Annotated in this window: 21 protein-coding genes; 15 read left to right on the top strand and 6 right to left on the bottom strand. The window is 46.8% G+C overall.

The genetic code is table 11. From position 1 onward, the window contains the following. Positions 1-57 precede the first annotated feature (57 nt). From CJ190_RS09050 to CJ190_RS09035, 4 genes are all read left to right on the top strand, one after another. The gene (locus tag CJ190_RS09050) at positions 58-975 is read left to right on the top strand and encodes a magnesium transporter CorA family protein (protein ID WP_070598160.1); all 918 of its coding nucleotides are present in this window, start codon (positions 58-60) and stop codon (positions 973-975) included. A gap of 449 nt (positions 976-1,424) precedes the next feature. Continuing rightward, on the top strand, positions 1,425-1,631 hold the full coding sequence (locus CJ190_RS09045) for a PspC domain-containing protein (protein WP_070598162.1): 207 nt from the start codon (positions 1,425-1,427) through the stop codon (positions 1,629-1,631). 38 nt (positions 1,632-1,669) lie between these two features. Continuing rightward, positions 1,670-2,680 (top strand): transglutaminase domain-containing protein, encoded by a 1,011-nt coding sequence (locus CJ190_RS09040; RefSeq protein WP_070598163.1) that lies wholly within the window; start codon positions 1,670-1,672, stop codon positions 2,678-2,680. 124 nt (positions 2,681-2,804) lie between these two features. Further along, positions 2,805-3,959: an MFS transporter gene (locus tag CJ190_RS09035; protein ID WP_070598164.1), complete on the top strand. Its 1,155-nt coding sequence runs from the start codon at positions 2,805-2,807 to the stop codon at positions 3,957-3,959. Between the two features lie 84 nt (positions 3,960-4,043). Here the strand turns inward: CJ190_RS09035 and lrgB are convergent, their stop codons facing one another. The 4 genes from lrgB to CJ190_RS09015 form a co-directional block, all read right to left on the bottom strand. After that, positions 4,044-4,727 (bottom strand): antiholin-like protein LrgB, encoded by a 684-nt coding sequence (gene lrgB, locus CJ190_RS09030; protein WP_070598165.1) that lies wholly within the window; start codon positions 4,725-4,727, stop codon positions 4,044-4,046. 52 nt (positions 4,728-4,779) lie between these two features. Continuing rightward, entirely contained in the window at positions 4,780-5,229 is a 450-nt protein-coding gene (lrgA, locus tag CJ190_RS09025; RefSeq protein ID WP_070598166.1) for an antiholin-like murein hydrolase modulator LrgA, read from the bottom strand. Positions 5,230-5,380: 151 nt separating this feature from the next. Continuing rightward, positions 5,381-6,112, bottom strand: a complete 732-nt coding sequence (locus tag CJ190_RS09020) for a LytR/AlgR family response regulator transcription factor (protein ID WP_070598167.1) — start codon at positions 6,110-6,112, stop codon at positions 5,381-5,383. Between the two features lie 2 nt (positions 6,113-6,114). Beyond that, positions 6,115-7,896, bottom strand: coding sequence for a sensor histidine kinase (locus tag CJ190_RS09015; protein WP_070598168.1), 1,782 nt, complete (start codon positions 7,894-7,896; stop codon positions 6,115-6,117). A gap of 238 nt (positions 7,897-8,134) precedes the next feature. Between CJ190_RS09015 and rsmG the strand changes: the two genes are divergently transcribed. The 5 genes from rsmG to pepT all read left to right on the top strand — a co-directional run bounded on the left by rsmG (position 8,135) and on the right by pepT (position 15,951). Then, positions 8,135-8,854, top strand: coding sequence for a 16S rRNA (guanine(527)-N(7))-methyltransferase RsmG (gene rsmG / locus CJ190_RS09010; protein ID WP_070598169.1), 720 nt, complete (start codon positions 8,135-8,137; stop codon positions 8,852-8,854). Positions 8,855-9,548: 694 nt separating this feature from the next. Beyond that, on the top strand, positions 9,549-10,670 hold the full coding sequence (locus tag CJ190_RS09005) for an Ig-like domain-containing protein (RefSeq protein WP_070598171.1): 1,122 nt from the start codon (positions 9,549-9,551) through the stop codon (positions 10,668-10,670). A gap of 2 nt (positions 10,671-10,672) precedes the next feature. After that, positions 10,673-12,760, top strand: a complete 2,088-nt coding sequence (locus tag CJ190_RS09000) for a Cna B-type domain-containing protein (RefSeq protein WP_070598172.1) — start codon at positions 10,673-10,675, stop codon at positions 12,758-12,760. A gap of 269 nt (positions 12,761-13,029) precedes the next feature. Next, on the top strand, positions 13,030-14,661 hold the full coding sequence (locus CJ190_RS08995) for a peptide ABC transporter substrate-binding protein (RefSeq protein ID WP_101562081.1): 1,632 nt from the start codon (positions 13,030-13,032) through the stop codon (positions 14,659-14,661). 69 nt (positions 14,662-14,730) lie between these two features. Continuing rightward, entirely contained in the window at positions 14,731-15,951 is a 1,221-nt protein-coding gene (gene pepT, locus CJ190_RS08990; RefSeq protein ID WP_070598174.1) for a peptidase T, read from the top strand. Between the two features lie 146 nt (positions 15,952-16,097). On the opposite strand, the gene CJ190_RS08985 is transcribed toward pepT, so the two are convergent. After that, a complete protein-coding gene (locus CJ190_RS08985) occupies positions 16,098-17,342 on the bottom strand; it encodes a peptidoglycan bridge formation glycyltransferase FemA/FemB family protein (protein WP_070598175.1) in 1,245 nt (414 codons plus the stop codon). Positions 17,343-17,596: 254 nt separating this feature from the next. Between CJ190_RS08985 and CJ190_RS08980 the strand changes: the two genes are divergently transcribed. The 6 genes from CJ190_RS08980 (at position 17,597) to CJ190_RS08955 (ending at position 23,613) form a co-directional block, all read left to right on the top strand. Then, entirely contained in the window at positions 17,597-19,312 is a 1,716-nt protein-coding gene (locus CJ190_RS08980) for a putative polysaccharide biosynthesis protein (RefSeq protein WP_070598176.1), read from the top strand. 438 nt (positions 19,313-19,750) lie between these two features. Then, positions 19,751-20,515 carry a ParA family protein gene (locus CJ190_RS08975; RefSeq protein WP_070598177.1) on the top strand — a complete coding sequence of 255 codons (765 nt, stop codon included), beginning with the start codon at positions 19,751-19,753 and terminating at the stop codon, positions 20,513-20,515. Further along, on the top strand, positions 20,505-21,470 hold the full coding sequence (locus tag CJ190_RS08970) for a ParB/RepB/Spo0J family partition protein (RefSeq protein WP_070598178.1): 966 nt from the start codon (positions 20,505-20,507) through the stop codon (positions 21,468-21,470). The genes CJ190_RS08975 and CJ190_RS08970 overlap by 11 nt, the downstream gene beginning before the upstream one ends. Before the next feature lie 10 nt (positions 21,471-21,480). Then, entirely contained in the window at positions 21,481-21,684 is a 204-nt protein-coding gene (locus CJ190_RS08965; RefSeq protein ID WP_013668998.1) for a DUF951 domain-containing protein, read from the top strand. Positions 21,685-21,789: 105 nt separating this feature from the next. Further along, positions 21,790-22,887 (top strand): redox-regulated ATPase YchF, encoded by a 1,098-nt coding sequence (ychF, locus tag CJ190_RS08960; protein WP_070598179.1) that lies wholly within the window; start codon positions 21,790-21,792, stop codon positions 22,885-22,887. A 12-nt stretch (positions 22,888-22,899) separates the two neighbouring features. Next, positions 22,900-23,613 carry a DUF1129 domain-containing protein gene (locus CJ190_RS08955; RefSeq protein ID WP_168162788.1) on the top strand — a complete coding sequence of 238 codons (714 nt, stop codon included), beginning with the start codon at positions 22,900-22,902 and terminating at the stop codon, positions 23,611-23,613. A gap of 89 nt (positions 23,614-23,702) precedes the next feature. Here CJ190_RS08955 and ppc read toward each other — a convergent pair whose 3' ends face one another. Beyond that, entirely contained in the window at positions 23,703-26,375 is a 2,673-nt protein-coding gene (gene ppc, locus CJ190_RS08950) for a phosphoenolpyruvate carboxylase (protein WP_372592627.1), read from the bottom strand. Positions 26,376-26,610: the final 235 nt, after the last annotated feature.

Genomic DNA, 26,610 nt, shown 5'->3' with positions numbered 1-26,610 from the left:
GTCAATGTTACAATAATGGGGCAATGATTGTTATAAAGAGAGGAAAGAAGTGAAGAAATGGCTAAAGTCAAAGAATATGGACCAGTGGACGAACGCTTTACCTGGATCAATTTACCGGTTGATGATTTAGATGACCTTCTCGACATTGGGAATAGATACGGGATTAGTGAAGAAATGTTGGCCTATGCCAGTGACAAGAATGAGCGGGCCCGGCTGGAATACGATGATGACACCGATACCTTACTGATTATTTTTAATATCGCCAATAAGAAGAAGGTCAACTACCACTATGAAACCCTACCGATGACCTTTATCATCCGCAACCGTGTTCTTTTGACCTTTGCCCACGAGGATAATGATTACGTGATCCAGTTGATGAAGCACTATGTTCACCGTTATCCTGAAGAAGGTCTGTACAAGTTTCTTTTCTCTAGTCTGTTTTTGATTGTTAAGGAATACTTTCCCTTAGTTGAAGAGATGGACCGGGAGCGCAATCTCTTAACCAAGGAGCTACGGACCCGGACTACCCGTAAGAACCTCTTCAACTTGTCGGACTTAGAAACGGGGATTGCCTATTTCCGTACCGGGGCCCGGCAGAACGAAATTCTCTTGGAACAATTCCGCTCCCCTTCGCTCTTTAAACGTTTGGATGGGATTGATATTGAGGAATTGGATGACGCGGTCATTGAAGCTAAACAGTTGGTGGAAATGACCGAACTCTCCTGGCAAATCCTGGACCGTCTTTCGGATACCTACAATAACGTCTTGAACAATAACTTGAATGAGACCATGCGGATCCTTACCGTCCTCTCCATCCTCCTCACAGTGCCTACCATTGTGACCGGCTTTTACGGGATGAATATGGACCTGCCCTTTGTCCAAAGCCGCTTCGCCTGGGTGTTTGCCCTAGTTATTTCTGCCTTGGGCTGGTGGATCCTAGCCCGCATCCTAAAACGCTTCTTTGATAAACACTAGAGTGCGACGGGTGCGGCAGAAGGCAAGACCTCTGGAGCTAAAGGTTGAAAGAATTCTTAATGAGAATTCGTCGACCTTTAGTGAAGCGGACGCTTGCCTTGCACCCGGAGCAGGTTTGGATAGAGTGCGACAAGCGCCCCAAAGAGCAAGACCGCTGGAAGAAAAAGGCGTAAAAATTCTCAGAGAGAATTTGTCGTCATTTTCTGAAGCGGACGCTTGCTCTGCGCTTGGAGCAGGTTTGGATAGAGTGCGACAGGTGCGTCAAAGATCGAGTGGTGAATTTGAATAATTTTTACGGTAGGATAGGGTAAGGCTCCACAGAAGTGGTCACTCATTAAAAAGCTGAAAAGCTGGCCTCAACTAGGCTAGAGGATGAGAATTTATGGCTTTTAGGGTATAATAAAAGTAAATCAAAGACAGGACTTAGTCTCTGAAAGGAGCTGTAAGCGATGGATTTTAATGGAAAACGTTTATATCGTAAAAAGTATGACCGCACCTTTTTAGGGGTATGTGGTGGTCTGGGGGATTACTTTAATGTGGATCCTGTCATCTTCCGAATCATCTTCGTTGCCCTTTTCTTAGGCGGGTCGGTCGGTTTTTGGATGTATTTGTTGATGGCTTTAATTATTCCTGAAGAACCTGATTCAATCGAATAAGATGAGTTGCATGACTCTATTTAAATGAGGTGGTATGTATGAAAAAGAGACACGTGTTAGGCCTGTTTTTCAGCATGCTGCTTTTTTTGTGGGGCTGTGATCATAAGCAGGCCCTCAATTGGGTAGATGACCACTTAGTTAAGCAAGAAGCGGTGACTAGCCAAGTCATTGAAGAGAGTGACACCCAGCCGGTAGAAAGTCCCTCTGAGAAAAGAAGCTCATCAGTCCCTAGAGAAAGCCAGCAGGAGAAGGCTTCCCAAGAGAAGGGTCGGCCGCAAGCCCCAAGCAAGGCTGAAGTTCTCCGGCAATTTAAGCAGGCGCCTTTGGCTGGTGAAGTCCAGGAAACTGATTATGCCGACCTCTTGCCTATTGTCCAGAGGCAATTAGAACAAGGAAATTACCAATTTGTGGTGGACGTGACTGCCCCCCAAGCCAATGGGTCCGCCCTCTTTGAGAAATTGCGTCACGATTTATATGGGACCTATTATGGGATTGTGCTTGACTATGCCAATGCCTATTCCTACCAGGCCAGTCCCAATCAATTGAAGGTCTTACTGACTTTCCGTCTCCATCACGACCCTGCTGCTGACCAGGCTATCCGTAACTATGCGCGAAACTTTGCCAGTCAGATCCAAGGCAAGAGTGACCATGAAAAGGTCCGTCTCATCCATGATGCAATTATCGACCAAGCCCACTACTACCTGGGCGAGGGCAATGAAGTCCAGGGTGTCTCGATCTATTCGCCGGCCTGCATCCTCTCGCAAGGCACCGGGGTCTGTCAGGCTTATGCCGGTCTCTTTCAGATGATGTGTGATGAGAGTGGGGTTAAGTCACTGGCTCGGACCGGAACCGCCTACCACAATGCAGCTAAGGACCAGCCTATTGATCATGCCTGGAACCTGGTCCAAGTCAATGGTAAGTGGCTGGGAGTAGATACTACTTGGGATGATCCCGTGGATCTCAATAATCCCCAAGCCGACTTCAAGCGTTATGACTACTTTTTGGTGGACTTGAGTGATACTCACTTTGCTGACGACAAGATTCGTTAGTCCCTTATTTTGGGGAAGATGTAGACAAAGCTAATCTTTGTTAGCTGCTCTTCTTGGGCATTTCAAATCCTGCATGGAGGCGGCAGGATTTTTTATTGGAAAACGTAAGAAAGGTTGTGAATTGATGCAAACAGATAAAAAACAAGCAGGCCTACCCTGGTTGCCGCTCATGGTGATGCTAGGCCTCGTCTTATTAGCTATTATTTCGGAATTATTACCCTCAGGTCTCTTAGTGCAAATGGGGGATGATTTGGGGGTCGATTATGGGACGGTGTCTTACTTGGTGGGAGGCTATGCCCTACCAGCTGGTCTTTTAGCGATTCCTATGACCCAGGTGGTGACCAAGTTTGACCGCCGGCCACTTCTATTAGTCTTGACCTGTGGCTTTGCCTTGTCGAATTTTTTAGTTTTCTTGGCGCCTAATTTTCCCTTGGCTTTCATGGGTCGGTTAATCGGGGGAGCCAGTGCCGGAACATTTTGGTCCATGTTAGGCCCCTATGCCATGGACATGGTTTCTAGTGAAAACCGGGGCAAGGCGGGAACCATTGCTCTAGCCGGGTCACCGATTGGGATTTCTTTGGGCTTACCGCTCTGGACACGTCTGGGGCAAGTGGCTGGGTGGCGGATTGCTTTCTTAGCCACTGCGCTAGCCTTTGCCCTCTTGGGGATACTGGCCTGGCGGATTTTACCTTCGATTCCCGGTCAAGCCACTGACAGCCGGGTGAAACCGCTGGATGTCTTGAAGAAACCGGGCTTTCGCGTGGCCATATTAGTGGTCTTCTTGATGGTAATGGCCGAATACAGTGTCTATGTTTATATTCAATTGATTAGTGACCGTTTGGGTCTCGCCCTACAAAGTTCTCAAATTTTCTTTGGTGTCGGGGCCCTCTTAGCGGTTTGGATTGTGGCCCGCTTGATTGATAGTCACTTAAGACACTTAATGCAAGGGGCCTTGTTAGCGGGGGCAATCGCCATGTTTGTCTTCCTGGCCCTCTCCGGTCATCCTGTCCTTGGACTAGGTGCCATGGTGTTATGGGGGATGAGCTTCGGACCGATTTCTTCTCTCTTACAGAATTCGGTCATCCGGCAAGTCGACCAGGGCCATGACGTCGCCATGTCGATTCAGACCACGGTCTTTGACCTTTCCATTATGGGTGCCAGCGTCATGGGGGCTTCCTTCTACCAAGGCTTGGGTCTAGGTGCTAACCTACTTATTGCCATGCTGCTATTCTTAGGGGCTGCCTTGGTGGTGACTGTCTTTAGACAATATTATGAATAGAGCCTTAATAATAGATATGAAAAAAATCACTCTAGAGCACAATCTAGGGTGATTTTTTTGAAGGGTGCGTATTTAAAATAAGGATTAGATACCAAAGAGTGGTGCGATCATTGGGACGACGAAGACGGTTAAGACACTGACAACGACCATAGCAACAGAGGCCATTGCGCCTTCGGTTTCGCCCATTTCTAAACCAACTGCCGCGCCAATCGTGTGTCCAGTAGTCCCTAAGGCAAGGCCACGGGCAACGGGATCTTCGATATGGAGCCATTCGAGCAGGCCTTTACCAACTGCGGAAACGATCACTGCGTTAAAGATAACGGCTGCTGCCGTGATGGAGGAGATGCCACCTAAGGATTCTGCGATTGGTAAGGCAATGGCGGTGGTTGCAGGTTGTGGTAAGAGGGCAGCAATGATGGAGTTATCCATATGGACTAACTTGGCCATGATCCCTAGGGAAACCAGGGAGAGTGCCATCCCGCCGACCAACATAATAGCGATTTGTTTCCAGTATTTAACCAGTAGCTTTCTTTGTTTATAGAGAGGAATGGCAAAGGCAATGGTTGCCGGTTCGAGGAAGAACATAATCACCTTGCCACCGGGTTGATAGGCTTCGTAAGGGATGCCGGTAACGACTAAGAAACCAATCCCTAAAATCATAGCGACAAAAAGTGGGGTAAAGAGGAAGAAATGGTTAAAACGGTTATATAACCAAGTCCCAATCCCAAAAGCAACAAATGAAATAACAATTCCTAAATAAGCTGACATCTGTTTAACGCTCCTTCTTCTATTGACTGCTTACTAATCGAACGACCGAACCCTAGTGGCTGGTGTTGTTACCGTAAGAGTAAGTACTTTCGCTGCTTTCTTGTGAGTCAGTCACTTTCTTACGTACCCATTCAATGCCTTCACCGATGTAACCGATGAATACCATAGCTATGATGGTCCAGAAGATAACTAAGAAAACAATTTGTAAGCCGGAAGTGGCCATAATCCCCAGGGAATTAATTAAGGAAATCCCAGAAGGGACAAAGAGGAAGGAAAGAATCGAAATTAATTTTTGTGATAGGCTTTCCACTTGTTCCAGTTTGACAATGCCTAGGCAGAGACTGACGAAAAGTAGGATTAAGCCGATCACTGAGGCTGGCATAGGAATAGGGAATAGCTTAGAGAGATAGCTTGAAATCAGCATGATTACTGCGAAGATCCCTGCTTGGGTTAGAAAGTTTGCTTGTTTAACGCTTTGTTTTTCTGTTTGTTTCTTTTCCATTATGAATCGCTCCCTTTGTTTATTTTTAACTCTTCATTTATCTGACAGTCATAGTTTAGCCTAATAACGGGATTGGAAGCGGTTTTATTCATAAGATGCGAGGATTGGAACATAACTTGCATAGCCCTGCACATTAAATACAGGGGCTATTTTAATCGATGGGCAGGCGGTCCTTGAAATCTTTGAGGTAAGACCGGGAGACAGGGACCTTACTGCCGTTTCTCAAGGTCACCTGGTAGGTCTGGTTGAACCAGGGTTGGATTTCTTGGATCTGGTCGATATTAATCAGGTAAGAACGGTGGGTTCTCAAAAAGAGGTCCTTGGGTAATTTCTTCTCAATAGCGCTTAAAGACCCCGCCATGTCATAGGTTTTGTCATAAGTTTCGATACTGAGGGTGTGGCCTTGGACCGAGACCAGGTAGATTTCTTCAGGACGGAGCAGGTAGACCCGGTCATTACTTGGAATAGGGATGGCCTCATGGCGCTTACTCTCTGAGTCATGGTCGACTTGACCGCTGGCCCGTTCCAAGCTTTGGTAGTACTTGTCGATGGCAGCATGGATCTTGGACTCTTCAAAAGGTTTTAAAATATAGTCATTGGCATTGGCTTTAAAGGCTTCCAGGGCGTACTGGTCATAAGCCGTGGCAAAGATGAGATAGGGAGGGTTATGAACGGCTTTCAACTTTTCTGCCAGGTCAAAGCCGGTCTCTCCTTCTAAGTGGATGTCTAGAAATAAAATATCGGGCTTCTCATCCAACATCATGGTGAGCGCCTGGTCGATGCTGTCGGCGGTTTTCACTTGGCTAACTTGGTCGTGTTCTTTGACCAGGTAGGCCAGCTCTTGGCGGGCCATTTGTTCGTCATCAACAATTAAAACTTTCATCTTTAGTCCTCCTTATTAGCTAATTCTAAGGGAAAAGTCAGGGTAAAGCGAGCGCCTCCAGTTGGGCGGTTAGCCACTTGGAAGCTGCCTTGGTCTCCGTAAAGGTTCTCAATCCGCCGGGCTAGATTCTCTAAGGCTGTCCCGGTGCCTTCTTTCGATTCGACGCTTTCCTTACCCAGGCGGTGGAGTTGGTTTTTGTCAATTCCTACGCCATTGTCAGCAACGACAATTTCCAGTTTATCGTCCAACTTCTTGATCTCAATCACCACCGTATTGTTGTCCTTCTTGTCGGGAAAGGCATGGCGAATGGCGTTTTCTACTAGGACCTGGATACAGAGCGGGGGAAGGAGGTATTGGTTGAGGGCCTCAGGCATGTCCAGTTCAATATGGTAGCGGTCAGGAAAACGGGCATCGTTCAAGGACAGGTAGGCATACAAGTGTTCTAATTCCTTGTCTACTGGGATCTTGGTTTGTCGACTGGCTTGGAGATTATGGCGGAAATAGGTGGTCAGTTGCAGCAATAACTGCCTTGCCCGGTCATGGTCAAAGCGCATGACGGCGAGGATAGTGTTAATAGTATTAAAGAAAAAGTGGGGGTTTACTTGAGCCTGTAGGGACTTAATTTCTGCATCTTGGAGCAGCTTACTTTGTAATTGGGCCTCCCCAAGTTCCAGCTGCATGGAGAAGATGGCTCCTAAACCACGAGCTAACTGCTCCTCCACATAGGAAAGTTGGCTGGGATTGGTGAAGTAGAGTTTCATCGTCCCTAAAACTTTTTGGTTAGATTTCAAAGGCACCACAATGGCGGCTTCTAGAGGGCAGTCAGGGTGGGTACAGCCGATTTCATTCTTACTGTGGGCAATTCGCATTTGTCCCGAATCGATGACCTCTCGGGAAAGCTCAGTAATCACATCGTGGCTGGGAAAGTGGTGGTCGATCCCTGCACCGACATGGGCTAGGATTTTACTTTGGTTGGTCAAAGAGACCGCTGAAACCTTGGTGGATTCCTTGATCATAGAGGCCAGTTCCTGGGCTTTTTCGCCCTTGAGTCCTTCAAGGCCCGACCGTAAGTAGGGCAGGGTCTTCATGGTGAGGGCTAAGACATCATGGGTTTGGACGGCCCGGGCCTGTTCTTCTTGAATCAGGGTATTGACAATGGTTGAGAGGAAGATGAAGGTTCCGACACTGTTTAAAAGAATCATCGGTAGGGCAATCAGTTGGACCAGGGGCCAACCTTCTCTGGAAAATATCCCAATAAAGACGAGTTGGACACATTCTAGGCCCACCGCGACGAGGGAGCCTTTGATGGGTTTGATAAAGGGCGAATAGGCATTGTTGGAGGAAGATTTCTTTCCCGCATAACCAGCCAAGAAACCGATGAGCGGAGAAGATGCGATATAAAAAGCTCCTGAACCATTTCCTTGGAAGAAGCGGTGGACTCCAGCCAGCAAACCGACCGCGCTACCCACCCAGGGGCCACCCACGAAGCCAGACACGCCAATGGCTAAGGACCGGGTATTAGCAATAGAAGTATTGGGAGAAATCTGGGTCAGTAAACCAGAATACCTAAGGCCTTCTGAAGTAATTTGAATACCGACTAAGTTAGAGAGAATGGCAAAAAAGCCAAATAAAATAATCAAAGATAACATTCGCTTGGGCGAATTTCTTTGTACCAGTAATTTTTTGAAATACGAGAAGTGAACTAAGAGGACGGCTAAGAGAACGATCAAACCGACCCTTTCCATCATGAGAATAAAGAGTTCACCGAGATAAGTTAGTCCCATTTTAGGGCTCCTTTCTATGTAATAGCCTTAACCAACAGCCTATTGTCCTGGGCTAGTCGCATGCTTTTTTCTATTACTAGTATAGCTTAGCAGATGATGAGGGATGAGGATAAATTTTCCTTTAGTAAAGAAAACTTCTTGAGACATACTGGTAAGAAAAGGGACGAGTGGATGGTGATTTCTAGACCGGGGGTCCCTATGCTATAATGAATGGGATAAAGTCAAAGGAGGATTTGACATGAACCCAGAAGCATTCAAGGCAGCCCTAGCTCAGCAGGGGATCGACCTGACGGATTTACAAATGCAACAATTTGAGACCTATTACCAATTGCTCGTTTCCTGGAATGAAAAGATTAACCTCACGGCCATTACCGACCGCGATGAAGTGTATTTGAAACACTTTTATGATTCCTTGACCCTGGCTTTTGCCTTAAAGACGGATTTTACCGGTAAAAAGCTGGTGGACGTGGGATCGGGTGCCGGATTTCCTAGTATCCCGCTAAAGATTGCCTTTCCTCAATTAGAGGTCAGCATTGTTGATAGCTTGAACAAACGGATCAAGTTTATTGACACTGTGACTGAAGAATTGGGGCTAGCAGGCGTTTTTGCTTATCATGATCGGGCGGAAGATTTTGGCCAAAATAAGGCCTTCCGGGGGCAATTTGACCTGGCCACGGCTCGGGCAGTCGCCCGCTTGAGCGTTCTGAGTGAGTATTGTCTTCCCCTAGTGAAGAAGGGCGGACTCTTTGTGGCCATGAAAGCAGCCAAGGCAGATGAAGAAATTGCCGCTGCCAAGAAAGCCATTGCCACCCTCGGAGGGAAGTTTAGCCAAGACTTGTCCTTGGAACTCCCTGACCAAGCCGGCGAACGCCATCTCTTAGTCATTGAAAAACGCAAAGAAACTCCGAATAAATACCCCCGTAAAGCCGGCCTCCCCAATAAAAAACCCATTCAATAGAGGAAAGTGTGACAGTCACACTAAAGGACGAAATCGCTGGAGAAAACTGGGATAAGCTCAGTGAAGCTGAGCGCTTCCAGTTTTTGAAGCGGACGTTTGTCCTGTGACTGGAACAGGTTTGAAAAGAGTGCGACGGGTGCGGCAGAAGGCAAGACCTCTGGAGCTAAAGGTTGAAAGAATTCTTAATAAGAATTCGTCGACCTTTAGTGAAGAGGACGCTTGCCTTGCACCCAGAGCAGGTTTGAAAAAGAGTGCGACAAGCGCACCAAAGAGCAAGATCGCTGGAAGAAAAAGGCGTAAAAATTCTCAAAGAGAATTTGTCGCCATTTTCTGAAGAGGACGCTTGCTCTGCGCTTGGAACAGATTTGAAAAGAGTGCGACAAGCGCCTCTGCTTGTAAAACTGCTAGGACTTAAGCGAATAAATAAGTCCTAGCAGTTTTTTACTTAATAAATGATACTTAATAAAAGATGAACTAAATTAAAACGTTTTCAATTTTAAATAGTTTTTATAGAATTAACATGCTAAAATAAATGTGTAAAAACAGAAATGATTGGTATCATGATGCCTTTTCCTAAGTCAAAAGCGGAAAAGCTTGGGCAAAAATGGTTAATAATATCCTGGTTTTATTAACCGATATCTTTTTGCTTAAGAACTTTTGATTGCTTGAAAATTTGATATAGGAGGAGTGACAAATGAAGAGGGGATTTACTGCTTTATTATTGGCAATAGCAATGCTATGTTTCAGCTTCATGCCGACCTTAGTGGAGGCAGAGGAGTTGGGACCTTCCACTGCTAATCAGGAAGTAATGGCAATAAGTGAGATGAAGGACCGGTCCAGTCCAAGTCCCGATACTCACAAAGAAGTAAATTCTATGATCAAGGCAGATACGACTAGACAGGAAGCTGGTCATTTAAAAGAAGGAGGCGACCAAGAACCAGCGACAGAAAAGGAAAAAACCAGGAACATTCAAGCGACCGCAGCAAGAGTGGGAGAAGGGCAGGTGACTAGTCATCCTGAGACAGAAATGCCTAAGGATGAAACACTAGCAAAGCCCAGCGAGAAGCCCGCTGAACTAGGAGTCGCAAGGGAAGAGGCCAATTCAGAAGAGCTACTCGACCAAGCTGTGGATGTGGGACTAAGAAGTGCTCCCCAGCAGCATGACAACATCATTAAACGGGTGAGAATAACTAAGGCAAATGGGCAGAAAGTGGATAGTGCCTACCAATGGATGACAATGAAGGTCAATATGGACTTTCAACTACCGGATAATACCATTAAAGCCGGTGATACCACCACCATCCGCTTACCCAAGGCTCTCGTTTTTAAAGACACCCCTAATCGCTTTGGGGTCAAGGATGCTAGGGGAGCAGTAGTTGCTAGGGGGCAGGTTAATCCACGCTATAAAACCCTTACCCTCTCCTATACCGACTATGTCGAAAAGCATTCTGGAATCAGGGGGACCTTATATTTTTTCACCCGGGTGGACCATCTCAAGGAGAAGCAAGCCAGAAAGATTCCTTTACACTTTCAAATTGGTAATAAGCTAATCTTTGCGGGGAATATCCGTTGGCAAGGTGCTATAAAGCCCCGCTATTACCCCCTACAAAAGGATGCTTGGAAAAGCTGGCAAGGGGATAATATTATCCAGTATCGTATCTCTGTAAATCGTAAGGGACAAAACATTGTTAATGGGACCCTTTCAGATACTCTACAAAGCGAAAAGGTAGAATACCTGAAGGATAGCTTGCGCGTCTATAAAGGAAAATGGCGCTGGAACGATAAAAAAGTGATTTTGATTTTGACAACGGACTGAATGTGACCCCACAAGTTAACCTTATTTGGGGAGAAAACGGTAAAAGTTTCAAGATTCACTTTGGCCGTCTAAGGGCTGACCAAGGCTTGATGATCACTTATCGAGCGCGCATTGGCTACCAAGCCCTGGATGGGGAAGTCATTAATAATTATGTGCGACTGACTGGCGATGGGATTCACAAAGAAGAAGGCATCAGTCGTTATCGCTACCTTTCTGCTGGGGGTAAGGCCCAGGGCTATGTTTACCAAATTAAAATCCTTAAGTCGGATAAGAATGATCCTAATAAGGGACTAGCAGGGGCTAAATTTGAGCTGATTCGTAACCGTACCGGCGCTGTTATTGGGGAGTATGAAAGCAACCAAGCAGGAGAAATCGTCATTAAAAACCTGCTCAGAGATGCCTACACCTTGAAAGAAACGCAAGCGCCGGCAGGTTATCAATTGGACCCTAGCCCGGTAGCTATCGAGCCCGAAGACTTCGACAGTCAGCGGAAGTTGGCGATTAAATCGATTCCTAATAAAAAATTGGAAGAAAAATTCGCTATTCCTGTGATGAAACTTTGGAAGGGAAAGGCTTTAAAAGAGGTCAGCGTTTTCCTAAAGGCAGATGGCAAAAAGATTAGAGAAGTCAAACTCTCCCAAGCCAATGATTGGAAGTATACTTTTGACAATTTGGCTAAATTCAAGTCAGACGGTAGTCGAATTGACTATACAGTGGAAGAAGCAGCCTTCGCAGGGTATCGGACGGAAATCAAGCAAAATGCTGCAGATGATCCTAGTCAAGGTTTCCAAATTATCAACACGGAGACCCCATCCTGGACGCCAATGATTCCGCCGACCCGAGAAGTGAAAGTGACCAAGCTTTGGTTGAATGCCCAAGCGGCGCCCCTTAGCGCTCCAGTAAATAAGATCGAAGTGGCACTCTACCGTGATGGTGAACTGACCGCTAAGCGAGTTACCTTGTCGGCTGAAAATCAATGGCGCGGTTCCTTCAAGGAGCTGCCAGTTTATGCATCTATTGAGCAGCCGAAAGCCTACGAATACAGTATTAAAGAAGTAGGAGAAAACAAGGATGCGATTCAAGTCGCAGGGCGCTGGTTCAAGGTAACTTATCAAGGGACGGTGAAAGACGGCTTTACCATTCTCAACCAAGAAATCCCTAGCTGGACGCCAATGTCCCCGCCAACCCGAGAGCTTAAAGTGACTAAGACTTGGTTGGACGCACAATCTGAGATCCTTAGTGCTCCAGTAGATAAGATTGCAGTTGAACTCTATCGCGATGGTCAAGCCAGTGGGAAGACGCTTGTTTTATCTCGTGACAATCAATGGACCGGCTCTTTCAAGGATCTACCTGTCTATGAATCCCTAGAAAAGCCTCAAGCCTATGCATATAGTGTGAAAGAAGTGGGCGAAGATAAGGGGGCAATCCAAGTCGCTGGGCAAGAATTTAAAGTGACTTACCAAGGGACGATGAAGGATGGCCTCACAGTAGTTAACCAAGCCTATCCTCCAGAAAAACCGGAAGAACCAGAAAGTCCACCGGTGACGCCGCCAGAGACGCCGGAAGAACCGGAAAATCCGCCCGTGACACCGCCGGACACACCGAAGGAACCAGAAAGTCCACCTGTGACACCACCGAATACACCAGAGGAACCAGAAACACCACCCGTGACACCACCGGACACACCGAAAGAACCGGAAAGTCCACCGGTGACGCCACCGAATACACCAGAGGAACCAGAAACACCACCCGTGACACCACCGGACACACCAGAGGAACCAGAAACACCACCTGTGACACCACCGGACACACCAGAGGAACCGGAAACACCACCCGTGACACCGCTGGACATACCACAGGAACCAGAAAGTCCGCCGATGACCACTGAGAAAGTGGATCAAGTGGCTGCAAGGACCTCTCGGCCAGCTGAATGCTCCCAACCGTCTCAAAAACAAGTTTCTAAACAAGCAGACTTACCTCGGATGGGATTGGATCGAGGGACTAGGGATTGGATCGCTTTAGGATTCGGAGCAGTCTTTGTAGGGTGTCTTTTCGCTTGGCTGGGGAAGAATAAGAAATCCAAGCGCTGAGATTTAAGCGTGGAATAAGATGACCAAATGGACACATTGTAAGAAAAATTGTTGAAAACTAAATGATATTTCAAAGCTCACTCCAAAGGTGCTTAGACCTGTGTAGATAACATGGGTCTAAGCACTTTTTTATTGTTGAAAAGAGCATGAATGTCTCATTTTTCATAATGTAGTTCTTCTTAATTACTCAAGTTATTGCACAAATAGTTTGACAATTTGTTATAATAGGATAAATTTTACTAAAAAATTAAGTTAAAGGAGGAATAGTGATGCGATGGAAGAAATTTCAGCAGGCTTTGCTAGTTTTTATACTTGCAGCACTCGTATTAACAGGATGTTCGGGGGGGACTTCCCAGGAAGACCGTCCCATCAAAATGGGGGTGAAGAACGAATTATCCACCCTAGATACCCTCATTGTGGGCGATATTGAGACTTTTAGCGTCTTGGGTAACACGGTGGAAGGCTTGTACCGCTTGGACGCTGACAACCAGCCGATCCCTGCTATAGCAGAAAAGACCGATATTTCTGAAGATGGCAAGACCTACACCTTCCATCTCCGCGATGCCAAGTGGTCCAATGGCCAGCCTGTTACCGCCCATGACTTTGTGTATGCCTGGCAAACGGCTGTCAATCCGGATAAGGCGGCTCGTTATGCCTATATGTTCGCTGATATTGTCAATGGTGAAGCGGCGGCTAAAGGGAAGAAGCCAGTTGAAGAATTAGGGGTGAAAGCCATCGATGATAAGACTTTTGAAGTCCAGCTTAATCAACCGGTATCTTATTTCCTCTCTGTGGTCGCTTTTGCGCCTTTCTATCCGCAAAACCAAGCCTTTGTGGAAGAACATGGTGAAGAATACGGGACCTCTAGTGACAAGATGCTCTACAATGGGCCCTTTACCTTAGAAAACTGGGACGGCTCTAGTCAAACCTGGCAATTGGTGAAGAACGATAATTATTGGGACAAGGACAATGTCAAACCTCAAACGGTTGACTTCCAGGTGATTAAGGAAGTGCCAACTGCCCTCAACCTCTTTGAAAACGGCGAAGTGGATGATGTCTTCATTACCGGAGAAACTGCCAAGCAATTGAATGGGTCTGACAACTTTGTGGTTGAACCGCAAGCGGCGACGAATTTGGTCCATATGAATTACAACAAACGGCCAGAATTTAAGAATGAGAACTTCAGAAAGGCTTTATCATTGGTGATTGACCGAGACCAATTGGCTAGTGGGGTCTTGGCGGATGGGTCAGTGCCTGCTAAGAATTTTGTGCCTCATGACTTTGTCAAACATCCCAATACCGGCAATGACTTTGCTGATGATGCTGGGGATGTGGACCAGGCCTTACGTTATGATGTTGAGGCCGCCAAAGAGGCCTTAGACCAGGCCAAAAAAGAATTGGGTCAGGACCAGTTCCATTTTGAAATCTTAACTTACGATGACTCGCAAACCAAGCTCGTGGCCCAATACTTGCAAGGCCAATGGCAAAATGAATTGGAAGGCCTTACCGTAGATATTCGCACCATGCCAAAACAAACGGCCCTGGCTGAAGCGGGCAAGAAGAATTTTGACCTCTTCTTATCGGGTTGGGCAGCGATCTTACCGGATGCTATCAACCTCTTAGACATATTAAATACCAAGACCACGGCGAATTTCGGGGACTACAATAATCCTAAGGTCAATGAGCTGCTCGACTTAGCTGAAGGGGAACATGCGGCAGATGTGGACCAACGCTGGCAAGACATGATTGAAGCCCAAAACACTATGATTGATGATTGTGGCTTCATCGTCCTCTACCATCCTTATGAAGGCCATTTACGTAATCCTAATCTCAAGGGCTTTGTCTACCATTCAGTGGGGGCCAAGTATGATTTCCGTCAAGCAGAATTAGTTGAAAATTAGCTAGCGATAAGACTGGCGGGGTTTTAAAATGATAGAAAAGAATCCCGTCCAGAAGAAAGGAGTCATAGGATGAGTGAGAGTTTAAGTCAGCGTTTTATCCGTTATGCTAAGGTCAATACCCGTTCGGATATGTATAGTGAGACCTTTCCCAGCACTAAAAGTCAGTTGGACTTCTTAGAAATGATTGCTGGGGAACTGGAAGCATTGGGACTGAGTCAGGTCGATTTTGACCGCCAGCGGGCCTGTGTAACGGCCACTTTGGAGGCCAATACCAATGCCGACTTACCGGTGATTGGCTTCATTGCCCACGTGGACACGGCGGATTTTAATGCGGAAAATATCCAGCCCCAGGTTCATGAAAATTATGATGGGGAGGATTTGGTCTTAAATGAGGCGGAAGGAATTGTTATGGAAGTGGCTGAATTTCCCTTCCTCAAGGATTATGTCGGCCAGACTCTAATCACTAGTGATGGCACCACCTTGCTTGGGGCCGACGACAAGGCCGGCATGGTGGGGATTATTGGCGCCATGGAGTATCTTTTAGACCATCCCGAAATCGAGCATGGCAAGGTGCGGATCGCCTTTGTGGTGGATGAAGAGATTGGTTTATTGGGCGCTTACCGCTTTGACGTGGAGGGCTTTGGGGCAGACTTTGCCTATACGCCTGACTCGGGTCGGGTCGGTAAGATTGAAGGGGAAACCTTTAACGCGGCCCAGGTGGAAGTCTGGATTGAAGGCAAGAGTGTCCATCCCGGCTCTTCCAAGGGCAATGCCATTAACCCCTTGCACTTAGCTGCCCAAATCGTTAATGACTTGCCTAAGGGTCAGGTACCCGAAGAGACGGAGGGCTATGAGGGTTATTTCATGCTCACCCAGCAAAGTGGGGACCTCGGCCAAGTCCACCAAGTCTTTATTATCCGCGACCACGACCAGGAGAAATTCCAAGCCCGTAAGGAAATATTTGCCCAGGTAGTGGATCAGATTAACCGCCAGTACAAGCGGCCTCGGATCCGTTATGAAATGTCTGACCAGTACCAGAACATTAAAGAAGTGCTCGACCAGCACCCTTATGTGATGGAACGGGCCCTAAAAGCCTACCGGGACTGTGGGATTGCGCCTGATATCCAACCCTTCCGTGGCGGCATGGATGGTTGTGTCTTCAACTTCAAGGGCCTACCTACCGCTAATATCTTTACTGGCGGGGAAAACCTCCACGGCCAATATGAATTCGTCAGCGTTGAAGGTCTCCAAGCCTTGCGAGACGTTATTGTCGCTATTATTAGAGGCTAAGTAGGCTTATAGTTAATCAAGATGGTTGAAAGACCATGCTGACAATAAAATAGCAAGCAACAGAAAAAGCGTTGATAGGTCTTCTTCAGATCGTATCAACGCTTTTCTTATCATTGTTAGTCGTCAAGCCAGTCGTCTCGTTAAGCTTACCAGTTAACAATCTTACCTAGGGCGTTTCGTAATTCGTAGTTGGCCATGAACCATTCAATATTCCCGTTGAAGCTACGCTTGAACTGGAGGACGCCATAGTCGGGGCCCTCTTCAGAGAAGTCGGAACTGGTGCCGTAGAAATTAAAGTACTTAAAGTCCTGACGAATGGCTTCTAGGAGCATGTGGTAGAGTATGGCCGAGCTGCCTTCAAAACGGGTAAACTTGCTGAAAGCACCACTAGAGAAATAAATAAAGTCTTCTCCTGACTGGATGAAGCTGGCACAGGCCAAGTTGACGATATTACCTTCTTCTGCCTTTAATTTTTGTATTTTGTCAATTTTATTTTCCCAAATACCGATATTTTCATTGAGTTCTTTGATTTTGTTATTGGTCTTTTTACGGTTGACCTTGCCCTGGGCCAGCTTTTCTTCTAATTCTTGGCGGTCTGCTTTGAGCTTCTCGATGGTTGCATGGGTCTGACTGACGAAGTAGTCACAATCAATATAGGCCAGGGCGAGAATCAGGTCATCTTTTAAGACGTTTTTGAGATTTTTAAAGTACTGAGCGTCTCTGAGTTCAAAACCAATCCGTTCGGAGGTTTCTTGGTTAATGGCATCGAGGATTTGGCAGTCGCTCGCGTCGTCAATCGCTAAGGGCCTGACTTGGACGCCTTCTTTGATGGTGCGATTGATGGTGTAGCGGGCGATTTGGGAGACATTCTTCAAGAGATTATCCTGTGTGAGACCGGTCAAGTCTTTGCTAAAGACACAACGGGTAGCTAGGGTAGGATCATCGAAGAGATCGTGGTCGGTCTTGTCATAGCCTTTTGCTTGTAGGATCTGATCAACGTTTTCGGCTTGGGGATTTGCTTTGATGAAATCGACATCAGAGAAATAACGCTCATTCAAGAAAGGATTCACTCGCAGGCAGAGGACCCGCCAATTCTTCTTAAAGTAATTTTTTAAGTGTTCAAAGTAGAAAGCGACCAAGTCTTGGTTACTATAATCCATAATCGGGCCGAATTGAGTCGTCACCTTATAGAAAAATTTTTTGTAGGGATAGTAGATGAAGATGGCATAAGCGAGAATCTCTTCGCCTTCGACTGCGGCCAGGATTTTGGAAGTGGTTTGGTTGCTGGTGGCCAGGCGTTGATAGTCCGCTCCCTGGGTGAAAAAGTGACGGTGGGGATGGCTTGCTTGGTAGTCTTCAAGGGCTTGGGCTGAAATTTCTGTAAATAGCATAATAATCCTTTACTAAATCTTTTGTTTTATCTTATCTTACTTCTGCTCCTTCAATTCAGCAGAATCTGGTCAAACTGACCCCATTATAGCAAAAAATGGGCGAAAACCCAGGTGATTTTTAGAAAAGGACATGGAGAAGGGAGTCTTGCTCGCGCCAACCAGGGAAGTTATATTGAATTGATGGCTAAATTTCAGTACAATAAGTTAGATTATGAATCTATCAAACACATGCAGAGAATTTTGGGAGAGTAAGAATGCCACAAAATAAAAAAGACCTGGAAGCCATCAAGCAGGAAGAACGCGCAAAAGCTAAACTCAATGAAGGATCGGCCTGGATGTCTATATCCAGTATGGTCTCACGGATTATCGGGGTCCTCTATATTATTCCTTGGATGCGTTGGATTGGTGACCCCCATACCGGGACCCAGGCCAATGCCTTGTATAGTATTGGTTACAATTATTATTTGATTTTCTTATCGGTTGCCATTGCCGGGGTGCCTGCGGCGATTTCTAAGCAGATGACTAACTACATGGCCCGGGGAGAGTATGGAACTAGTCGGCGGCTTTTTAAGAGTGGGACGATTTTGATGACCATCACAGGCTTGGTCTGTGCCCTACTGCTCTATCTAGCTGCCCCGGCTTTGTCACAAAACCTGCCGGCAGCTCGGGAAGAAGATGTGGTCTTAGTGATTCGGTCTCTGGTTCCAGCTCTTGCGGTGATTCCCCTCCTATCGATTCTTAGAGGGGGCTTTCAAGCCTATCTCGAGATGAAACAGAGCGCCATTTCCCAGGTTACTGAGCAGATCGCCCGGGTGGCTTATATGTTGGTGGCGGTTTATGTAATCCGTCAATTATTAGGCGGTTCGGTGGCAGCGGCCGTGGGACACTCTACCTTTGCTGCCTTTATTGGGGCAGTGGTGGCGATTATTACCTTGGTTTTCTATTACCTCAAGGATCGCCAACGCTACCAGCTGCCTGAAGGCTATGTGGATACCAATACAGTCTCCACCAAAAGTCTCCTATTCGAGATTGTGCGAGTGGCCATTCCCTTTGTGATTACCGGTTCAATTATTGAAGTTATTAATCTGATTGATATGAACACCTACATGCCGATTATGCAAGAGGTGAGTGACTTGGCCCATGACCAGCTGGTCTATCAATATGGGGTCTTTAACGCTAATGCCAGACGGGTGATTCAGATTATTCTCTCCTTTGCGACAGCCATTGCTTCGACTTCGGTCCCTGTGGTGACGGATACCTATATCCGGGAATTGACCCAGTATCAACGAGCAAAACTGACCCAACGTGTTCGGGCAAGTTTCACTAAGACTCGGGAAGTGATTCTCCATACTTTGAATCTCTTTAGCTTGGTCATGTTGCCGGCATCACTAGGAATGGCGCTTGTGGCTGGGCCGGTTTACCAACTCCTCTATGGAATTTATGATCCCCTGGGTGAATGGTACTTACAGATTTCTTCCGTGATGGCGATTCCCATGGGACTTTTCTCCATCTTGGTGATGATGCTACAAGCGATGGACAAACAGAAAGCGGCCATGATTGGTATTGTGCTGGGGGTAGCGATGAAGTTGATCGTTCAATTCCCACTCTTAGCAGTCTTTGGCAGTGAGGGAGCGATGTATGCTTCTATCCTGGCCTTCGCTTACATGTGTATTTATTACTTGCTCGTCATCCGCTCCCAAGTCCAACTCGGCATCAAGTCCATTTTAAGTCGTTTATCGGGAGCCTTGAAGGCCAGCGGGCTGATGTTAGTTGTTGATGGGCTCTTACTGATCTTCTTCAAGGTCGTTATTGGTGAGCCAAATCGCCTGGGTGCCCTGGTAGAATTACTGGTACTCGCTAGTGTGGGGGCAATCATTTATCTAGCTGCTATTGCTAAGGGCCGGCAACTGGACGTCATTATCGGCCAAGGTCGGGCCCAAGCCTTGCGAAACTTCTTTCATATTGGTTAGAGATTAAGAATCATAAGCTTTACTCCTTGTTACCTAGCGATAGCAAAGCATTTTGCAGGGTAGGATTGATGGGAGTAAGGCTTTTTTGTAGCTAGAGAAAATGCTCAGCCATCAAGTCAGGGAGAGATAAGCAGGAAGGTTAATATTTCTTGAGCAAAGTCAAGCTTTTTTTGATACAATAAAGGGGACCGATGCAAATAAGTTTTTAACCGCTTGACGGGAGTCAGCTGAGCGTCTCTAACAGTCTACTTAGTGGCTGATAAAGGCTTAAGGAAACTTATTTGAAACGCTAAGGACCGCTTTTTGTGATTGAGCAAAAGGCGCTTAACGGATACAGTAGAAAAGATAGCGAAGAGTTAATGATTAACTTGGAAGAAATGCGGGGATTAAGGAACGCATTCGTTCCTTTTTTCATTGCTAAGTTTTAGGAGGATTAACATGGGGAAGGTCATTGCCATAGCCAATCAAAAGGGTGGCGTCGGTAAAACGACAACAGCAGTCAATCTAGCGGCTGCCCTGGCTTATTCAGACAAACAAGTGCTCTTAGTCGATAGTGATGCCCAGGGAAATGCGACCAGTGGTTTAGGCATCTCTAAAGCAGAAGTCGAAAGCGATATTTATGACGTTTTAGTCAATGATGTGGATATGGCGACTACCATCCAGCAATCCTCCAGGGAAAACCTGGTCCTGGTACCGGCTACCATCCAGTTAGCGGGGGCAGAAGTGGAACTGACCAACCTCCCTCACCGGGAAGCGCGGATGAAGCAAGCCATTGATGGGGTCAAGGAAAATTATGACTATGTCATTATTGATTGCCCACCATCCTTAGGCCATCTGACCATTAATGCCTTTACTGCAGCCGATTCGATCTTGATTCCGGTACAGAGTGAGTACTATGCCTTAGAAGGCTTGAGTCAGTTACTCAATACCATCCAACTGGTTCAAAAACACTTTAACCCCCACCTAAAAATTGAAGGGGTCTTGATGACCATGTTCGACTCGCGGACCAATCTAGCCAATGAAGTGGTCGAAGAAGTCCGTAAATACTTTGGCGACAAGGTCTATCATACCTTGATCCCCCGTAATGTGCGTTTGTCGGAAGCGCCCTCCTATGGCCAATCGATTATTGATTACGATATGAGTTCCAAAGGGGCGCAAGTTTATCTCCAATTGGCAAAGGAAGTGCTCGCAAATGACCAATAAGAAAAACCGTGGTCTGGGTAAGGGGATCGGGGCGCTCTTTCCCGGGGATTCCTTCGATAATGAAGCGACCGACCTGACCCAACAGGCCCAAGCCATTGATCAAGAAGCCCAAGAGGCTCAAGCAAGTGACAGCAAGCAGGGAGAAAGTAGTCAGGAACAAATCCAAGACATCCCCCTTGCTGAAATCCGTCCCAACCCCTACCAACCGCGGACTGAATTTGATGCGACTGCCCTCCAGGAACTGGCGGATTCCATTGAGGAACAGGGGCTCTTACAACCGATTACCCTGAGGAAGTCAGCCATCAAGGGCTATGAAATTATTGCCGGGGAACGGCGCTTCCGGGCCATGAAACTAGCGGGCTACGATTCAATCCCTGCTTTGGTCCGGGAAATGACCGATGCCCAAATGATCGAGACCGCCATCATTGAAAACTTGCAACGGGAAGACCTGACTCCCCTAGAAGAGGCCCAAGCCTACCGGAATTTAATGGATGAACTCAATCTCACCCAGGCTGAGGCTGCCAAACGTTTAGGCAAGAGCCGGTCGCACCTGGCTAATACCTTGAGACTTCTCGATTTAAATGAAGATGTTAAGGAACTCTTACAAAATAAGCAACTCTCCATGGGTCAAGCTCGGACCTTACTGGGCTTAAAAAATAAGAAAGACCAAAGCCGTTTAGCCAAGAAAGTAGTGGACGAAGGCATTACCGTCCGTCACTTGGAGAAAATGGTCCAAAATCTCAATGAACCGGTCCAACCCGCCCCTAAAGTGGCTAAGCCAACCTCTGAAAAACCGACCTACTTATTAGAGGGGGAGGAGCACCTCATGGATAAGTTTGGCACCAATGTGCAAATTAAACCCAAGGGCCAAGCCGGCAAGATTGAAATTGAATACCTTTCCCAAGAAGACCTCACCCGGATCTTGGATATCTTAGACATTCGTTTTGATGATTGAGGTGAAGAAGATGGCTGAAAAAAATTATGATTTAAATGATATTGTGGAAATGAAGAAGCCCCATCCTTGTAAGACCAATGCCTGGAAATTGATCCGCATGGGTGCTGATATCCGGATGAAGTGCCAAGGCTGTGGCCAATCGGTCATGATGCCACGCCGGGAATTTGAAAAGAAAATGAAAAAAGTTATTGGCCATGATGACCAAGGCAAATAGCTGACTGCATTGAACAGCTAGCTTTTTAAAATAAAAGGGCTGGCTTTGTAGCAGGCAGGCAAGTAAAGAATGAGAAATTAATAGAGAAAGAGTGACCAAAGAACCATGCCTTTAACAGCAGGAATTGTGGGTTTGCCTAATGTGGGAAAATCTACCTTATTTAATGCCATTACCAAGTCTCAAGTGGAAGCAGCTAATTATCCTTTCGCAACTATTGATCCCAACGTGGGGGTTGTGGAAGTTCCCGACCAACGTTTGTGGAAGCTCAGTGAAATCTACCAACCCAAAAAGACCATCCCAACCACCTTTGAATTTACCGATATTGCCGGGATTGTGAAGGGAGCCAGCAAGGGGGAAGGTTTAGGGAACAAGTTCCTAGCCAATATTCGCGAAGTGGACGCCATTTGCCACGTGGTGCGTTGCTTTGATGACGGGAATATTACCCATGTCTCCGGTGGCATTAACCCAAAAGATGACATCGAAACCATTAACCTGGAATTGGTGCTCGCTGACTTGGAAAGTGTCAACAAACGCTATGAAAAAGCGGTAAAAATGGCTAAATCCAAAGACCATGATGCAGTGACCGAGGCCAATACCTTAAAGAAATTAAAGGACGCCCTAGAAGCCGGCAAACCCGCGCGGACGGTTGACTTCAACGAAGAAGAAGAGGCTGTAGCTAAGCAATTATTCTTATTAACCATGAAACCCGTTCTCTATGTAGCTAATGTCAGTGAAGACGATGCCAGTGAGGGCAACAATGACTATGTCGACCAAGTCCGCCAACTAGCTCAAGCAGAAGGCTCTGAAGTTGTGGTAGTCAGCGCCAAGCTTGAAGAAGACCTGGCGACTATGGATGAGGAAGACCGCGACATGTTCCTGGAAGACTTAGGCATGGACCAATCGGGTTTAGATGTCTTGATCCAACAGGCCTATAAATTATTGGGCTTGGCGACTTACTTTACTGCTGGTGAACAAGAAGTTCGGGCCTGGACCTTCAAGAAAGGCATGCATGCGCCTCAAGCAGCGGGGATTATCCACTCCGACTTTGAACGGGGCTTCATTCGTGCGGAAACCGTCCACTATGATGATTTGGTGGCATACGGGAGTATCCAAGCCTGCAAGGAAGCCGGCCGTTACCGTTCGGAAGGCAAGGACTATGAGGTCCAAGACGGCGATGTCATGCTCTTCCGCTTCAATGTTTAGGAGGTGGCCCCATTGTTTAATCAAGACAAAAAAGCTGACCAAGCAGCCCAACGTCAGGCCCAACTGGAAGAGTTTGAAGCTGAAAATAAGGCCCTCTATCCGCAACTCACCAAGCGCAATAAGGAATTTGTCTTCCAATTTGAAAAAGCCGTCAAAGATAAGGACTTACGCGGCCGCAATAAGACCGAAGTCCTCCATGAGGTTCTAACCACCTTGGTGGCTAAACAAGGCAGTGGCCAAACTGCCCAACAACTCTTTGGTCAACCCTACCAATACGCTGAAGCCTTGGAAAAACAACCCACCGCTAAGGAATTAGCGCCGGCGCCTTTCTGGATGCATTGGGTGGAAGGCGCCCTCTTTGTCGGGGGACTCTTCTCCATTATTGCCGGGATGTCAGCGCTCTTGTCCAATAACCAAGCCAATTCAGCGACCGCCTTTGGTCCGGCTGCCTTATTGGTGAACTTTGTCATGGGTGGCTTAGCTATGGCGGTCTTAAACCAATACAGCCCCGATATGAGTCAGGAAAAAGGGAAACGTGGCATCGGTCGCTATATCCTGCTCTCGGTTTTAGTGGTTGGTTTGTGGATGTTGATCCTAGTTGGCGCCCTGGCCGTCTTACCAGCTTCTTGGAACGCTGCCTTGCCGCCATTTGCTTACCTAGCGATTGGCGCCTTAGCCTTTTTAGCCCGTTGGTGGTTCCAAGGCCAATTGATGGGTAAGAATTAGAATATTTTTTCAAAATCACAACAACAAAAAGTGTTTCCGGAAAGCTTAGTATCGCGCTTTCTGGAAACACTTTTTTGCTTGCTAGAGGATCAACCGGAGTTACGTAAACCGGTTGCGATCCCGTTAATGGTGGTATGGATGAGTTTTTCGTAATCTTCATCCAATTCATTATGACGGAGACGTTTGATCAATTCAATTTGAATGTAGTTCAAGACATTGAAGTAAGGCAAACGATAGTCGAGGCTGGCCCTGAGGGAAGGGTTGGTAGCCAGAAAGTCGTCATGGTTTTCAATGGCTAAGAGAATGTCTTTGGTTAATTGCCACTCATCGCGGATGGTGGTAAAGACGGCGCGGACGGCTTCACTTTCTGCCAATTGAGCATACTGCTCGGCAATGTTCATGTTGGACTTGGAGAGGACCATGTCGACGTTAGAAAGTAGGGAATGGAAGAAGGGCCAAGTTTTATACATGGCTTGGAGTTTTTCCAAATTGCCCGGCTTTTGGTCGATAAAGTGCTTGAAGGCTGAACCGACTCCATACCAACCAGGGAACATGATCCGGGTTTGTGACCAGGAGAAGACCCAAGGAATGGCCCGGAGTCCGGTGATTTCTGTGATGGTCTTACGGGCAGCAGGACGAGAGCCGATATTTAGACTCGATACTTCCTTAATTGGTGTGGCTTCAAAGAAATAATCATAGAATTCAGGGGTATCGAAGACTAAGTCCCGGTAGACCCGGTTGGAGTAGTGGACAATGGCGTCCATGTCTTGGTAGAAGTCCTCGACGTCTGCTTTCTTATTGGCTGAGTTTGGTACAATCCGGTTAATTGCAGCTGACACCAACATTTCCAAGTTGTAGTAGGCCACGTCTTGGTTACCGTACTTATTCTCAATAATTTCCCCTTGCTCGGTTAGGCGGATCCGGTCTTTGATAGAGCCGAAAGGTTGAGAAGAGATCGCTTCATAGGAAGGACCGCCCCCACGACCAACGGTTCCGCCCCGGCCATGGATAAAGGTAATCTTAATTCCGTGACTTTCACCTAATTGGGTGAGTTCTTGTTGGACCTTGTAGAGGGTCCACACCGAAGACAGGTAGCCCCCGTCCTTGTTAGAGTCGGAGTAGCCCAGCATAACTTCTTGATAGCCCTTATTGGCCTTGATCCAGTTTTTGACTAGGTCATAGCTAAGGAATTCTTCCATGATCCCTTGGGCATTTTCCAAGTCTTCGATGGTTTCAAAGAGAGGCACGATTTGGACCCGGGCTTGTTTAGCGTCAATGAGGCCGACTTCTTTAAGCATGATGGCTAATTCGAACATATCTGAGACACTCTCGGTATGGGAGATGATATGTTGCTTGATGACTTGGTCGCCCAGTTGGTCCTTCAAGAAACGAGCCGTTTGAAAGATTTTTAGTTCTTTTTCTAAGAGTTCGGATTTGTCACTCTGAGCGGAGGATAGGGGGCGAGGGTCTTCGAGTAATTCCTTGAGAAGCACCTTGACCTTATCCTTTTCAGAGAGGGCCGAGTAGTCATCGACAATCTTGGCCGACCGTAATAATTCCGCCACGCAAGCTTCATTGACACTGGAATCTTGGCGCATATCGATAGTAGCCAGGTAAAAGCCGAAAATATCGATAGCTTCTAATAATTCGTTGAAGTCTCCGGTTAAGAGGGCTTCCTCACCATTGGCTAGGAGGGAGTCCTTAATCACTAAGAGGTCCGCCTTAAAGGCTTCCGCATTTTGGTAGCTTGGTGTTGGCGCCTGATCATCTCTTTTTAGGCCCTGCTTGACTTCAGCTAAATTCTGGCTGAGTTTGGCCCTAATATAATGGAAGGCCCGACGATAAGGTTCATTCTCCCGGTAAATCGACTGGTCATTAGACTTAGCTGCCAGGGCTTCCATGGCTGGGCTAATATCTACCAGCGTGGTAGAAAGGGAGAAGTTGCGATAGAGTTTATAGACCTTTTCGAGGTAATAGTTGAGGATGACTTCACTTTGGGTGGTGGCTGACAACATCAGGGTTTCAGCGGTCACGTAAGGGTTGCCGTCCCGGTCGCCTCCGATCCACATGCCCATGGTGATGGGCTTGGCTTGGTCGAGCATGATTCCCTTTTGAGCGGCTAAGTGGCGGTATTGCCGGCTTAACTTGGTGATGGCCCGGATCAGGGAATGATTGTAGTAGGCCGTCACATTGGTAATTTCGTTACGGACGGTGAGTTTCTTTTCCCGGATGATATCCGTCTGCATAATAATTTCAATATAGCGGCGCAGGTCGGTGTACCATTTGTCGCGGTTAACCACTCCAGCCTTGACGTCATGGTATTTGCGCAGGAGTTGGTGGAGCTGATTGGTCAATTCCAGAATCGTCTTACGTTGGACTTGGGTGGGGTGGGCTGTGAGGACAGGAACCACATTGACCTGCTCTAGGATTTCCTTGGCTTGGTCACTTTGGCTGACCCGGTCAATGGTTAAAGCCAGCTTGCCTAGATAATCTTGGTCAGTATTATTCTGATAGTTGATTTCATAGGCGAAATCGACATCTTCAGAAATATTAATCAAGAGGGGCAAAATCGAAAAATAGCGGGAAACAACCACCATTTCTTCGTTGCTGAGCTGGGCCACCACATGCTCCAGTTGCTCGTAATCTTCTTCCATGGAGAGGGTAACCAGTTCCTTGATCTTCTCAAAGACCTGGTCCCCCACCATTTTATGGGTGGTATCGTCAAGAATCTCTTTTAAGACATGGACTTCTTCTTTGACCATGGATTGGGTGATATTAGCTTCCAACTTTTTGACTTGCACACTGTTCACTCCTTTATGAAAGCAAATGATTCTTAGATGCTCCTATAATACCACTTTTATTCCTAATGAAACATGGGGAATCGGGGTTCAGGAAACGCTTACTTTAAAGAGTTCTTTAACTAATAAATAATGTAATATTACGCAATTGTTACATTAATTTGTCATAAAAGAAATATTCGTTGGAATACTTTTAATA

The sequence above is a fragment of the Aerococcus loyolae genome (assembly GCF_002871915.2).
In the GTDB taxonomy this organism is placed as follows: domain Bacteria; phylum Bacillota; class Bacilli; order Lactobacillales; family Aerococcaceae; genus Aerococcus; species Aerococcus loyolae.
This window is presented reverse-complemented; position numbering and strand designations above follow the sequence as displayed.